This window comes from Mucilaginibacter sp. CAU 1740 (assembly GCF_039839285.1).
Classification (GTDB): domain Bacteria; phylum Bacteroidota; class Bacteroidia; order Sphingobacteriales; family Sphingobacteriaceae; genus Mucilaginibacter.
Genome location: NZ_JBDOQS010000012.1, coordinates 97,028 through 110,546, shown reverse-complemented (window position 1 = coordinate 110,546; position 13,519 = coordinate 97,028). Strand labels below are relative to the sequence as shown.

Here is a 13,519-nt window from a genome sequence, read left to right as displayed (position 1 = left end):
AGCTTAAAGCTTAAAGCGTAAGGCTTAAAGCTTTACTATCAATTTATGGTGATCTGTTTTGTTAGTTAAATAACGACTTTAAATTAAACGTCGTGTTTGATGCGTTTTTTAATGGCGTTCTCTATACGCTCGAGTAGTGTAGCCTTGTGAGTAATGCGTTGCATCTTCTCTTCGTATTCTTTCTGTTTTTCGGCTGGATCAAAAAGCATGGCGGTGCACATGCAGTTTTTGCGGCCTTTGCTGGTCAGGATATCGAAGTTTACGCAGCTTTTGCAGCCAGCCCAAAAGTTCTCGTCTTGCGTCAATTCAGAATAAGTAACAGGTTCGTAACCAAGTTCTGAGTTGATCTTCATTACCGCTAAACCTGTTGTTAATCCAAATATTTTGGCCTCCGGATATTTATCACGCGACAATTGGAAAATACGGTGTTTAATAGCTTTCGCCAAACCTGCTTTACGAAACTGCGGATTAACGATTAGGCCTGAGTTGGCAACGAAATCGCCGTGGCTCCAGGTTTCAATGTAGCAGAAACCGGCCCATGTGCCGTCTTTATGCAATGCTATAACCGCTTTGCCTTCCAGCATTTTGTTGGCAACATATTCGGGCGAGCGTGTGGCGATACCGGTTCCGCGTGCCTTGGCCGATTCGGCCATTTCATCGCATATCATGGCAGCATAATCTACATGCTGTGCTGTAGCAACCTGGATATCAAAATCTTGTATGGTCATTTAAATAGATAATTACCGTGAAATTAATTGGCTTTATCAGCCTTAAATAATTAGATGGTTTTTTTAAAAGAAGTTTAAAAAACTCTTTTTGTGTGGAGCAGGATGAAAATTAATTCAAGCCCGTGGCATGTAGGTCCTTCGTCGGAGAAGAGGGCAGTTTAAAAATACAGCTGAACCCAAGGCAGCAGCAACCGGAGCAAAACTTGCTCTCAGGGCGGGCTTATTTAAGCTTGGTGTATTCATTTTTTTTGTAGAGTTACTGTGTTTTTAATTTCGCTGCAAAGTAGACTATAAAATTTTATTTATACAAGAAAAAAATGTCATTATTTTAGGGTTGGTGAGTGGTTGATTGGGTTGATTAGGTGAGTAATTGGTTTTTTGATATAATATCTTGTCTATCAAGGCAAACCATTCACCTAATCAACTCAACTAAACCGTCATTTTTTCGCCACAATATCAGCAAGGATCATCTCGGCATGTACACGCGAGTTTTCGATGAACCAAAGGTGGGTATCCAGGCCGCCGCAAACCACCCCGGCAAGGTATAAACCGGGCATATTTGTTTCCATCGTTTCGGGGTTGTATTGCGGGATGAATTTATCTTCGGATAGGATGATTCCCAGTTTTTTCAGGAAATCGAAATTTGGTTTGTAACCTGTCATCGCCATCACAAAATCATTGGGGATGGTGATCAATCCCTCTGGCGTTTTGATATCTACCTCATGTTCGCGGATGGCTTCGAGGTTGGAGTTAAAATGGGCTTTGATGCTGCCTTCTTTGATCCGGTTAATAATATCCGGTCTTACCCAGTATTTAACCCGCTGACTAACCTCGCTATCGCGAATCACCAGTGTGACCTCAGCGCCCTTACGGTAAGTTTCCAATGCCACATCTATAGCCGAGTTGCTTGAGCCTACCACAACCACTTTTTGCAAGGTGTAATAATGCGGATCCTGGTAGTAGTGTTTTACTTTAGGCAGATTTTCGCCGGGGATATCCAGGTTAACCGCGATATCATAAAAGCCTGTTGAAAGGATTATCTTTTTTGCCTGATAAGTATCTTTCTTGGTAATGATGGTGTAAAAGCCGTCTTCAGGTTTTACTTCAATAACTTCTTCAAAAAGATGGATAGGCAAGTTATTGGATAGTGCTACACGACGGTAATACTCCAATGCATCGGCACGGTTGGGTTTGGTGTGGGTAGTAACAAATGGCACGCCGCCAATCTCCAGCTTTTCTGATGTGGAGAAGAACGTCATGGTTGAAGGGTAGTTGTATAACGAATTTACAAGGGTGCCTTTTTCGATGATCGCGAAGCTTAAACCGGCTTTTTGGGCTGCAAGTCCGCAAGCTAAACCAATGGGGCCGGCACCAATAATGAGTATGTCGAGCATTTGTATTTTTAATTAACGTAGCAAGTTATTTTGTTTTGGTTGATAACCACAAAACCTGACGACCGTTCGTTTTCGAAATTGAAAATGGTTTCATCACCATAAATTTTGCAACCAAAATCAAGGTTCCACATAGGTTTATCGCTAAGCTGGCTTATGGTAACGAAATTTTTATTTTCAACACGGCAGATATAAGTTTTAGGATATTTAGAGATAATATAAAAAAGGTCGTTGTTGTAAATAAAACTCGCAACCGAATTTATACCAATTGAATCAATCAGGTGTGTTGTTCCTTTTTTTGAGGAGCTTTCGTCGTCTCCTTGATTGTAAACTGGTGTTCCGTTGCTTAAATAGCCCCGAGGCGTGGGTTTGTTTTTATATGCAGACTGTAATTTTAAAGGATTTTTAACTGTAAAAATATTTGTTGAGCCAGCCATATGATTCAGCGAAGCGGTTACATGATATTCACCGCGGTGCTTAATTACATTGACTGCACATGTACAGGCGGCTTCGTATTTTTTGCCTGTTTTTTTATCCTTAAAATAAATGGTGCCTCCCCATTCGCCGCTACAAGTAGCGGTAATGATGAATTTATCATCCTCAAATATTGGCTGAGTTTTGAATTTACGGTTTAATGGTATCCAAACGTGGGCTTGCGAGAGGTAATAAGTATCGTTTGTTGACTTGACGCCGAAAAGCGAATCATTTTTCAGGAACAGATTTACAATACTAAGGCCTTTGGCATTATCAGTATAGCTTGAGTCAATGGTATTGGTTCGTCTATCTACCACAAAAACTTCTCCGTTTGATTTTAAGCAATAGAATTTGCTTTTAAATAGTACGGTCGTTTTTAAGGGAGACGTGATTTTTAAAGGATGATATTTTTGTACAAAAGTTGGATTGTTTTCCTGTGCCTTTACAGCAAAAGTGAATAGGAGCAATAAAAGTACAAAAGTAAGAAATTTGCTCATGTTAGCTCAGGGAATAGGTGCTCGCACAGTTAGCAAAAATAAAGAAAATAAAAAAAGGGTAAGCTACTTTTATCGCGCCGCTCAACTCTCTACCCTTGCTGTGTTCCCACCCTGGGGGAGTTCAAGAGGAGCTGGCCGTAAAAGACTTACCCCGGCGCAAATATAGAAAAACATACCATTTTTGATTAAGAAAATGTTAAAAAAGGCTTATCTGTTGATTTATAGAGGGATAATTTTTAATTTGCCTGTTTACACCCACATTATTGTAACCAGCCAGCACATTTTCATCACCCCGAAACTCAAATTCCCGGTAAGTTTTGGCATGTTGGTCCGAATCTGTGAGCAAATTTTGCAAAATGGTAAGCCTGCTTACCACAAATTTTACCTTCATTTCCCGTTTTTGAAAAAGCGGCCATAGCCGGTTAAACTGATCGGGAGTGATGCCCCTTGCAATAGTGATATGAGGTATGGTGCTGCTTTCGCCAACTATATCTTTCAGCAGTTTTAGCCAATATTTGTTCTGCTCGCTCAGTTTTACTTTAGCGTAAATGGTTTTATTATAATTATTGCCCTCGTTAAAGCAGTCAAAATCATCTATCTCAAAAACAACCGACGGCAAAAGACTAAGCTTCCTGCTCAAAAATGAAAACCCCTGCATATCGGCGTCAAGCGGTTTGCGCGGATAATTATTGATAGTGATATGCGCCCTGCTCTGCACACTTGGGTAATTGCCAATAAGGCGTTTTGCTTCGTTCTTTAATTTCAGGATCATGAAATTAACATGATCGGGTACCGGCAAAATGAAATGATAAAATGCGTAGTCCATGACATTAAAATTTTAAATGAAGAGGTTAATTTGATCCGGATCTCCGGTTTTAAGCAGTTCCAGCTCATCGCGGGTATAGCCCGTACCTGTCTGGTTTTTAAACTCAAAAACTTTAAACTTATCCCATTTGGCAAAGGCATCCAGCGTATCACGTTTTAAAATGTTTAGTTCCCTGATCCAAAAAGGCCCCACCAGTTTTTTATGCCTGAAATGTGGCCAAAGCGCATCGAAATCTCTTTCGGGGATATCGCGTACCACGGTAACATGCGGTATAATGTTCTTTTTGATCTTTAGCTTCTTTTTAAGCATGTTAAACCAGCTATCAGTAGCCGGGGTGGTGCGGATGGTTGCATAAATTGTCATCCGGTTATGCAGGTGCGTAAAATGCGCAAAACCATCTAAATGCAGCAATACCGGCGGAAGGGTATTAATGGCTTGTTCAATCAGCTCCATGTTTTTGCCCGACATAAACGGTTTTTGACGTTCCAGATGTTGAATAGAAATATGCGCAGGTGAATCCATGCTTTTAAAATTACCGATAAGCCTTGCCGACGCCTTTTTGTAGCGGGCTATCTCGTGCTTCACCGTTTCTGGAGGCGAGAGTAGCATCAGGTAATCTTCGTACATATTCATCTGTTGGCTAATTAATTTAGTCAAAAATGCTAAAATAATTAGTAAAATATCAAATTTATTTTCACTTTTGTTTTGTGGAAGCCAAGCGCTATATCGTTCATATCGACCTCGATTCGTTTTTCGTTTCGGTGGAGCGAAAGTTTCATCCCGAATTGATAGGAAAACCGGTGATCATCGGCGGATCTGCCGAAAGGGGAGTGGTAGCATCATGCAGTTACGAGGCAAGGGCTTTCGGCATACATTCGGCTATGCCTACGAAACAGGCGCTTAAACTTTGTCCGCATGCTATCCTGGTACGTGGTTCGCATGGGCGCTATGGAGAGGCTTCGCGCGAGGTTACGCAGATCATTGACGATACAGTACCACTATATCAAAAAACATCTGTTGATGAATTTTATATCGATTACACAGGAATGGACCGTTTTTTCGATTGCTACCAGGAGGCAACTAAACTAAGGCAGAAAATTATCAAAGAAACGGGCTTACCTATTTCATTCGGTATGGCATCTGGCCGGACTGTAGCCAAAATGGCCACCAATCAATCCAAGCCAAACGGACAGATGTTCGTAAAACATGGCGATGAGGTGAAATTTTTGGCCCCGCTCAATATTGGTAAAATACCCGGCCTGGGCGAGAGTACCCGTAATAAGTTATATCAGTATGGCATTGAAAAAATAGGCCATCTGCAAAAGGTCGACATTAGGTTTTTGGAAACTATTTTTGGTAAGTATGGCCACGCGCTTTGGGAAAAGGCCAACGGGATAGATCATAGTGAGATAGTGCCCCATTCCGATAGGAAATCTATCAGTACTGAGCATACTTTTCATATCAATGTATCAGATCATCGCACACTCGAAACTACTTTGGTATCGATGACCGAGGAGTTATCATCAAAGCTTCGGCGGGAAAATAAGTTATCGTCTTGCCTCGCTATCAAACTTCGTTATGGCAATTTTGAAACGCATACGCAGCAGCAAAAGATCGCGCTTACGGCTGCGGAGCATATCCTAATACCCGGCGTTAAGAATCTGCTTAAGAAAGCCTGGGATCAGCACCGGCCTATCCGGTTAATAGGCGTAAGGCTAAGTGATCTGTGTACAGGAAGCTACCAGATCAACTTGTTTGAAGATAACGAAGAACGTATTAAACTTTACCAGGCTATGGATCAGATCAACTTTAAGTTTGGTGATAAAACCGTTTGTCGGGCGGCGGGAATGGAAATTGGCACGAGGAATTTTAACCCGTTTATGCGCGGTTGACCGTTGACGGGAGGATGATTACGTTGATTTTGTTTCTGGGATTACACCGATTGTTTTTTGATTACACCGATTTTTTTGAGGTGGGGATGGGTGATTACATTTAGAAACAGCTACTACCTGTTCGCAGGATCTAAATTAAAACAACGTCGGAAAGTGCGCGAGATAATTCAGGAAATCATAACGTCTCGCAACCTCTACTGTTTTCAGGTGATTATAGAGCCAGGGTTTGTGTTTTCAACGCACCACTTTTGGGGAAGTTGTTGTCGTTTTGATTAGTGTAACTTCTTTAGATCATGTGGTACGGTGAAAACACCGACCACAGGCTTAATAAAGACTCATCAAAATTTAGGCGAGACACAACAAAATCTATCTAATCAAATTGTTCTTTCAAGCGCATCAGCCTGTCAATCATTAGGTTTAGCTTTTCTTCCTCGTTTTTAAACATACGTGGTTTAAGATAAAACGTGGTGAACAGGAACCATACCAGTATTGAACCGTAAGTAACTATTTTAAATGTTAATGATGAGTGTTCAAGCACCTCAATAAAGTACATAGCCAAGCCTGCGCTTAGTAGTAATATATAGGTATAATAAAACCAACCTATCACTTTGCTTCTGTTTTTTTGATAAGCTTTTAAACTGTCAAGATAATCAGCGGGGTTAATGGTGGCGTCGCGCTTGCTCAGGATATGGTAGTGGCGCACCATTAAGGCCAAACCCATGATCATGGTGACCAAAACAATAAGGATACCAACAGTAGTAACGGCCGATTTAAACGCCAGGAAAAAGGTAACTATAAAAGCGAAAACTGCAGTTATCACCATAGCCACAATGCTCCAATACAACTTATTGGTTATACTCCTGATCCCCTTCTTAACCTGTTTCAGCACCTCATCCACCGAAAGCTGATCCGGCTTTGGCTGTCCCTGCCAAACCGACATCAAATGATCAAAGTCTTTCATACTGGTTATATAACTCCGTTAATTTTTGTTTAATACGATAAATTTTCACCCTCAAGTTCCCTTCTGATATTCCCGAGATCTCGGCGATCTCCGGGTACGGCACCTCATCAAGCACCATCGTTATAATGATCCTTTCCGATTCTTCCAGTTTTGAAATACACTTATATAATAATGCTACCTGTTCGTTTTTTTCGGATAATTCTTCACGCTTGGTTTCAGCAAACTGGGGGGTCAGTTCGTCTTTGGCCTGTCGTTTTTCCGAGCGCAAATAAGTTAAGCAGGTATTTACAGCTATACGATAGATCCAGGTTGAGATCATGGCCTGATTCCGGAACTTGTCCAGATTTTGCCAAACCTTTAAAAAAGTTTCCTGTAGCAGGTCGTTAGCGGCATCGTCATCGCCGGTATAACCATAGCACAGATGGAATATCTTTTTAGAATTAGCTTCATATATCTGCTTGAACGCTGCTTCCTTGTTGGCCACTTCAGTTAATTTTATATTTAGACGATGTTAAGTGTTAGATGTTACAACAGGTGATCATTCTTTTTAAACCAGCCCAGCTTAGCTTCGGCATCGGTTATTAATTTGTTGTAACTGTCCTGATAGTCAAATTGAAGGTCTTCGTGAAGTTTACCGATCAGGCCTCGTACCTTTTCAACCTGTCTTAATAATATTAGCCGAAGGGGTTTGTATGAGGTACGGCGATCAGCATATTCAAGATAATTTTCACAGAAATTGATGAGCAGTTCGATCTCAGCACCTTTTGAAGCCATGAACTTGGCGTACTTGCTCAGCAACCTTAAAATTTTGCGCATCCCTTTTGCGGCATTATAGCTTAATGAGGATAATTGGCTGAACATGAACCCGGCTTCGGATTTTACTTTTTCAACAAAAGCGGCCTCATCATGAGCTTCGAATAGGAGGTAGGCCAGTAGTTCTTTGTTTTCTTTTTTGTAGCGGGCCAGGCGCAGCATTAATTCGGCCAGCTGCTCGTTGGGCAGGTGCTGAATCTCTTTTTTGATATGCTGCAATCCGTAGGCTGTAGTGCTCATGTTTTAATAAGCGGGCAAAATACTAATTGTTTAAATATTTTTCACGAATGGCATTTACAGTTCAATAAAATTTAAACGAAAATTAAAATTCGATATCTCGGTCACGGCAATTTTGTTTTCTCATTCCGACTAACCATAAAATAGAATATTCCCATGGCTACTTAAACAGAGCGTAAATTTTGTAGTTTTGCAGGCTTATTATATTAAATGAAAAAAAGCAGACTGACGCTCTTCATTTTTATCGCGCTGGTAGCAGGCGTGGTGGCCGGCTATATTTATAATACCTATGTATTTGCCGATCTGAATAAACAGATCAGCACCGCCGGAGCGAACCTCAAATCTATCAATAAAAGTATTGAGGCTTTACCCGATACCACAGTAGCTGCTTTTAAAGATCTCAAAATACAAAAGGCCGCACAACTTAAAGTGCAATTTACGGCTACAGAAACCCGTGAAGATAAACTTGAACTATACAATATCTTAAGTAAGATATTCCTTAACCTCATAAAAATGATCGTTGCCCCACTGGTATTTACCACGCTGGTTGTTGGGGTAGCAAAAGTGGGAGATATTAAAGCCGTAGGCCGGATAGGTGGCAAAACAATGCTTTGGTTTATCAGCGCCACGTTGGTTTCATTGTTGCTTGGGATGCTATTGGTAAACCTGTTTGAGCCGGGGAAAACCATGCACTTGCCATTGCCGGATAGTCATTTAAGTACTGGTATCAAAAAATCGGCATTGTCATTAACCGAGTTTATCGGGCACGTATTCCCGAAGAGTTTTATTGAGGCTATGGCCAATAACGAGATCTTGCAGATCGTTGTGTTCTCCTTATTTTTTGGTGTAGCTACCGCTGCCATTGGTGAGCAGGGCAAAATTGTGATCAAGGCAATGGATGCTTTTGCGCACGTGATCATGAAAATTACAGGCTATGTAATGAAGATGGCTCCTTTGGCCGTGTTCGGTGCAATAACGGCTGTTGTTGCTAAGCAGGGTGTAGGCGTGCTTTCAACTTATGGTATTTTTATCAGTGAGTTTTATTTTTCGCTGATCGTATTGTGGTCTGTAATTATATTGGCCGGTTACATCGTTTTGAAGAAGCCTGTGTTTAGGTTGATCAATAGTATAAAAGATGCTATGCTGATCGCTTTTAGTACCTCAACCAGTGAGGCGGCTTATCCAAAAGTATTGGAAGAGCTGGAGCGTTTTGGTTGTAGCAACAAGATAGTAAGCTTTGTGCTGCCGTTGGGATATTCATTTAACCTGGATGGTTCGATGATGTACATGACTTTTGCATCATTATTCCTGGCACAATCATATGATATTCATCTTTCGTTTGGGCACCAGTTGTCGATGTTGTTGATACTAATGCTTACCAGTAAAGGTGTGGCAGGGGTGCCGAGGGCGTCGTTGGTGGTGATTGCTGGTACGCTTTCGATGTTTAATATTCCGGAGGCTGGTTTGTTCTTATTAATAGGTATTGATCCTTTGTTAGACATGGGCCGTTCCGCTACAAATGTGCTTGGCAATGCCATGGCGACAGCCGTGGTTAGCAAATGGGAAGGGGAGAAAATAAACACTTAATTGTTGTTAAAAGTAAAATTATATTGGTTGTGCTAAAGAGCGCAAGCCCGCGTTAGGGATTGCAGTGGAAAGCCCACAGCGCGCGATGGATAGAGGGGCAGGAGAGCGAGGACTTGGAACGCAAAGCCCGGGCCGCAGGCAACGCCCCAAATATGATTAAAAGAAAATTGTTTAATAAATAATCAGATCACTATTAAGCCCCAATAGCTAAGAACTTTGCATTCCGACCTGCCTGTAGGGGATTGCTTCGTACCTCGCAATGACGGGTCAAATAAATAAAATTACTAACTAAAATATTTCTATACTCAATAATTCAAATTAACTACATATGTCTCCCCGTTTAAAAAAGGTATTTCTGATCATGACTGTGGTGGTACCATTTATTTTGTACTGCGTTTATTATTATGGTATGATGATCAAAAATGCGCCATATCGTTTTGTCGATTTTCAGTCCATGAGTTTTGAGTATGGGCATAAGGATAGCTTGTTAAATAAGTATGACTCGCATACCGGGATGTTCCAGTATTTGGATAGGAAAGATTCGCTGGTGAAAGAGCATATCCATTTTACTAAGGATGACCTGTTATATCTGCACCGCAAAGCTGCCGACCTGGGTTTTTGGGATTTTCCATCAAACGAAATGGGGGATACTACGGCTGCTGCCGCGAAGAAGGGCGTGCGTTATGTGATCGAATTTAAATACAAAGAGAAAACAAAACGTGTGACTTTTGACAGCGACTATCCCGGCAACCCCAAACTTGTAGATGCTAACCAAAGGCTGATAGGCGAGATCCAGAAAAAGATTACTGACGTTGAAAATCGCGGTAAAAAATAATATAGGGTGTATTGTTTATTAAATAATCAATCCCTATATTTGCACCTCGAATTTAAAAACAAATAATTAACAAAACATGTACGCAATAGTAAGTATAGCAGGACAGCAATTTAAAGTTGCTAAAGACCAGCAGATCTTTGTACACAGATTACAAGGCGATGAAGGCGCTAATATTGAATTTGACAATGTATTGTTAGCAGAAAACGAAGGTTCATTCAAATTAGGTTCTGATTTGAAAGGCGCTAAAGTATCGGCTAAGATCGTGTCGCATTTAAAAGGTGATAAAGTGATCATCTTCAAAAAGAAAAGAAGAAAAGGTTACAAAAAGAAAAACGGTCACCGTCAACAATTTACCAAAATTGAGATAACCGGTATTACATTATAATTAAAGGTTGAACCAAGGAGTTGTTTTTACAATTCCATAAAAGAAATAAAAAATGGCACATAAAAAAGGGGCCGGTAGTTCCAGAAACGGCCGCGAGTCACATAGCAAACGTTTAGGTATCAAAATTTTCGGTGGTCAACCAGCAATTGCAGGTAACATCATTGTTCGCCAGCGTGGTACCAAACATAATCCAGGTTTAAACGTAGGTTTGGGTAAAGATCACACTTTATTTGCCTTGGCAGAAGGTATCGTAGTTTTCAGAAAGAAAGCTGATAACCGTTCATACGTTTCAGTTGTTCCTTTCGAGGCTGCTGAAGTTGAAGAAGTAGCTGCACCTGCTCCAAAAGCAAAAAAAGAAGCTAAAGCTGTTGAAGTAGAAGCTCCTGCTGCTGAAGAAGCTCCTAAAAAGAAAGCTGCTCCAAAAGCTAAAAAAGAAGAAGCTGCTGATACAGCTGAAGAAGTTGTAGCTGAGTAATCAGTTAACAAATATCAGAATATAAAAAATCCCGGTCAGTTTTGATCGGGATTTTTTGTTTTGGGGATTATTCGTCGGATTCCAGCATAAAACAACTGATAGGAGCGTAATATAGTACCCTTACTGTTTTACCTTGAATGAATCCTGGCTTCCACTTTGGCGAATTGTTAACATGTTTAACGAACGCTTCACACATAGCTTTATTGATTATTCTACGAACCCGGGCGTGAGTTACACTTCCATCGGGTTCTATAATCATTTGTATAAAAAAACTGGCTTGCGTATTTTGTTGATAGTAATCTTTTGGTATGGGGACACTGAAAAGATATTTCATCCATTTTTCCATACCTCCAGGAAATTCAGGCATTACTTCGGCTGTTGTATAAATTGTAGTATCGGGCCTAATGTTCGCCTTTGCCAATTTGCTTTGCGCAAATGAACTAACAGAAAGCAACATTAAACCCGATACAACCCAGCCTTTCATAAACTTATTCAATGATCAGTTTTTTGAGATAGTAAGTATCCGGATCGATTACAGGCATCGTTTTGCTAACGATAGTAATCCCTTTTTTATCGATCATGTATTTTTTTGTAATGCCTTCAGCAGTGATATCAACAGGCAAAGGCATATCGATATTGAGTAATTGAATCTGGTATTTATCGCCTCGTTGTGCTTTTACATTCACTTCCAATTTATTGATGGAATAGATGTACAGGTCGAACAGAGGTTTCAAATCTTTCCCCGCCGCTTTGCTGAAATAATCGATCACATCTTCGGTGCTGGCCATATTGTTGTAAGTATATCGCGGATCCGTAACAAAACCTTTAAGGGTAGGGAAAAAGGTACTATCACCCATCACATATCTCAGCGTATGCATAAAGAATGCGCCTTTGCCGTAGATATCTCCATTGTAAGCCGATTCTTCATCAATATCCTTACCTATTACAATAGGGATTTTATTGCCGAAGGATAGGGCCGAGTTTTGGAAGAATTTGATATATGCTTTTTCACCCTCAAACTCTCGCACGTAAAGGGCATCGCCATAGGTGCAGATGCCTTCGTGAATCCAGTAGTCGCCCCAATCTTTGGCGGTTACTTTATTGCCCCACCATTCGTGGCCAAATTCGTGATGCATGAGGCCGTCGTAATCTTCGCCTCCAACTTTGCTGTACCTGAATTTAGCACCATAGGCATTCATGGTTTGATGCTCCATGCCCAGGTGAGGGGTTTCAACAATGCCTATCTTTTCTTTGGCCCAGGGATATTCGCCAAAATATTTCTCCTGCTCTTTAATGGTTTTGATAAAAATATCCAGATGATGTTCGGCTTTGGCGGCGTGCTCTTTCAATACATAAAACTGTACCGGAACTTTATGGCCATCAACCGTGGTGTACGGTCGGCTAACTACAGTATAATCGCCCGCGTTGAACAGGATGCTGTAGTTATTGATAGGATATTTTGTTTGCCAATGATAAGTAGCTGTTTCACCTTTTTTGCTCACGTTTTTCAATAAACCCGGACCTGCCACTACCAGATCTTTAGGAACAGTGATGATCAGATCTGCACCTTGATCAGGCTCATCTGATGGGTGATCTTTACAAGGGAAATAAAGTTTACCACCAGTACCCTCGGCGGTTATAGCCATCCACTGATGCCCGGTAGAATCGCGTGTCCAGATAAAGCCGTCATCCCATGGCGGGCGACGGGCAACATGTGGCTTGCCTCCGTAAATTACCTTAACGCTGGCTTTTCCGGCGGGTAATTCTTTAGCGGTGTTAATGGTGATGAGGTTGTTTTTATAATCAAAGGTTTCGGGTTTTCCGTTTACCAGCACCTTGCTTACTCTTAATGAATCGAGCAAATCAAACAGTAAAACTTTGGTGGGCTTGGCCATTACTACGTCTATTGTAGTGAAGCCGTTTATCGTTTTCTGTGCAGGATCAACAGCAAGCGAAATAGTGTAATGTTTTACATCCATTATGGCTTGTTCCGGTTTTAGTTTTCCGCCCGACGTTAGGGTTTGGGCATTTAGCAGGCCTGCGGAAACCAGGAGAAATAATGCGGCTGAGATAATTCTTTTCATCTAAATTATGGGCGTTTAAAACGTAATGGTATAGTATGTTTACCCGGCTTAGGTTGGCTATGGATAATGCGGGGCTTCCAATCCGCGTAGGAGCGGATCACTCGCAAAGCTTCTGCATCTGTAGCTTCGGATAAGTTTTGTTTGATGTGGGCTTCAATTAATTTGCCCTCTTCGTCGGTAGTATATTCAACTAACACTTCACCCTCTGCGGTTTCCCCTTCGGGATAATTGAGGTTGTTGGATATATATTCAATGAATTTTTTTATTGCATCAAAATCAAAAGTTGTGGTTAGTGCTGCTTCTGTTATTTTTATAGTTTGCTTTCCCATTGCAG

Annotated in this window: 16 protein-coding genes and 1 other RNA gene; 5 read left to right on the top strand and 12 right to left on the bottom strand. The window is 41.1% G+C overall.

The features are described from left to right. Positions 1–83: 83 nt before the first annotated feature. The 6 genes from AAFN85_RS23495 to AAFN85_RS23470 form a co-directional block, all read right to left on the bottom strand. Complete coding sequence (locus AAFN85_RS23495; protein ID WP_347530158.1) at positions 84–728, bottom strand: GNAT family N-acetyltransferase; 645 nt, start codon at positions 726–728, stop codon at positions 84–86. A gap of 437 nt (positions 729–1,165) precedes the next feature. Further along, positions 1,166–2,122, bottom strand: coding sequence for a YpdA family putative bacillithiol disulfide reductase (locus AAFN85_RS23490; protein ID WP_347530157.1), 957 nt, complete (start codon positions 2,120–2,122; stop codon positions 1,166–1,168). A gap of 8 nt (positions 2,123–2,130) precedes the next feature. Continuing rightward, on the bottom strand, positions 2,131–3,090 hold the full coding sequence (locus tag AAFN85_RS23485; RefSeq protein WP_347530156.1) for a hypothetical protein: 960 nt from the start codon (positions 3,088–3,090) through the stop codon (positions 2,131–2,133). Between the two features lie 53 nt (positions 3,091–3,143). Next, an RNA gene (ffs, locus tag AAFN85_RS23480) (signal recognition particle sRNA small type) lies at positions 3,144–3,242 on the bottom strand. Between the two features lie 44 nt (positions 3,243–3,286). Beyond that, positions 3,287–3,916, bottom strand: coding sequence for a hypothetical protein (locus tag AAFN85_RS23475; protein ID WP_347530155.1), 630 nt, complete (start codon positions 3,914–3,916; stop codon positions 3,287–3,289). Between the two features lie 12 nt (positions 3,917–3,928). Then, on the bottom strand, positions 3,929–4,573 hold the full coding sequence (locus tag AAFN85_RS23470) for a 2'-5' RNA ligase family protein (protein WP_347530154.1): 645 nt from the start codon (positions 4,571–4,573) through the stop codon (positions 3,929–3,931). A 50-nt stretch (positions 4,574–4,623) separates the two neighbouring features. Between AAFN85_RS23470 and dinB the strand changes: the two genes are divergently transcribed. After that, entirely contained in the window at positions 4,624–5,808 is a 1,185-nt protein-coding gene (gene dinB, locus AAFN85_RS23465; RefSeq protein ID WP_347530153.1) for a DNA polymerase IV, read from the top strand. 370 nt (positions 5,809–6,178) lie between these two features. Here dinB and AAFN85_RS23460 read toward each other — a convergent pair whose 3' ends face one another. The 3 genes from AAFN85_RS23460 to AAFN85_RS23450 are packed head-to-tail and all read right to left on the bottom strand — an operon-like array spanning position 6,179 to position 7,822. After that, on the bottom strand, positions 6,179–6,769 hold the full coding sequence (locus AAFN85_RS23460; protein ID WP_347530152.1) for a hypothetical protein: 591 nt from the start codon (positions 6,767–6,769) through the stop codon (positions 6,179–6,181). Beyond that, the gene (locus tag AAFN85_RS23455) at positions 6,756–7,253 is read right to left on the bottom strand and encodes an RNA polymerase sigma factor (RefSeq protein WP_347530151.1); all 498 of its coding nucleotides are present in this window, start codon (positions 7,251–7,253) and stop codon (positions 6,756–6,758) included. The genes AAFN85_RS23460 and AAFN85_RS23455 overlap by 14 nt, the downstream gene beginning before the upstream one ends. A gap of 41 nt (positions 7,254–7,294) precedes the next feature. After that, positions 7,295–7,822: a hypothetical protein gene (locus AAFN85_RS23450; protein ID WP_347530150.1), complete on the bottom strand. Its 528-nt coding sequence runs from the start codon at positions 7,820–7,822 to the stop codon at positions 7,295–7,297. Positions 7,823–8,029: 207 nt separating this feature from the next. Here AAFN85_RS23450 and AAFN85_RS23445 point away from each other — a divergent pair, with 207 nt between their 5' ends. The 4 genes from AAFN85_RS23445 to rpmA all read left to right on the top strand — a co-directional run bounded on the left by AAFN85_RS23445 (position 8,030) and on the right by rpmA (position 11,101). Next, a complete protein-coding gene (locus tag AAFN85_RS23445) occupies positions 8,030–9,406 on the top strand; it encodes a dicarboxylate/amino acid:cation symporter (RefSeq protein ID WP_347530149.1) in 1,377 nt (458 codons plus the stop codon). Positions 9,407–9,734: 328 nt separating this feature from the next. Then, positions 9,735–10,241 carry a hypothetical protein gene (locus tag AAFN85_RS23440; RefSeq protein WP_347530148.1) on the top strand — a complete coding sequence of 169 codons (507 nt, stop codon included), beginning with the start codon at positions 9,735–9,737 and terminating at the stop codon, positions 10,239–10,241. 76 nt (positions 10,242–10,317) lie between these two features. Further along, positions 10,318–10,626 (top strand): 50S ribosomal protein L21, encoded by a 309-nt coding sequence (gene rplU / locus AAFN85_RS23435; protein ID WP_347530147.1) that lies wholly within the window; start codon positions 10,318–10,320, stop codon positions 10,624–10,626. A gap of 52 nt (positions 10,627–10,678) precedes the next feature. Continuing rightward, on the top strand, positions 10,679–11,101 hold the full coding sequence (rpmA, locus tag AAFN85_RS23430) for a 50S ribosomal protein L27 (RefSeq protein ID WP_347530146.1): 423 nt from the start codon (positions 10,679–10,681) through the stop codon (positions 11,099–11,101). 67 nt (positions 11,102–11,168) lie between these two features. On the opposite strand, the gene AAFN85_RS23425 is transcribed toward rpmA, so the two are convergent. Genes AAFN85_RS23425 through AAFN85_RS23415 form a run of 3 tightly spaced genes read right to left on the bottom strand, consistent with a single transcriptional unit; the run spans position 11,169 to position 13,514 of the window. Then, positions 11,169–11,585, bottom strand: a complete 417-nt coding sequence (locus tag AAFN85_RS23425; protein ID WP_347530145.1) for a hypothetical protein — start codon at positions 11,583–11,585, stop codon at positions 11,169–11,171. 4 nt (positions 11,586–11,589) lie between these two features. Beyond that, positions 11,590–13,185, bottom strand: a complete 1,596-nt coding sequence (locus tag AAFN85_RS23420) for a M1 family metallopeptidase (protein WP_347530144.1) — start codon at positions 13,183–13,185, stop codon at positions 11,590–11,592. 5 nt (positions 13,186–13,190) lie between these two features. Next, positions 13,191–13,514 carry an energy transducer TonB gene (locus AAFN85_RS23415; RefSeq protein WP_347530143.1) on the bottom strand — a complete coding sequence of 108 codons (324 nt, stop codon included), beginning with the start codon at positions 13,512–13,514 and terminating at the stop codon, positions 13,191–13,193. Positions 13,515–13,519: the final 5 nt, after the last annotated feature.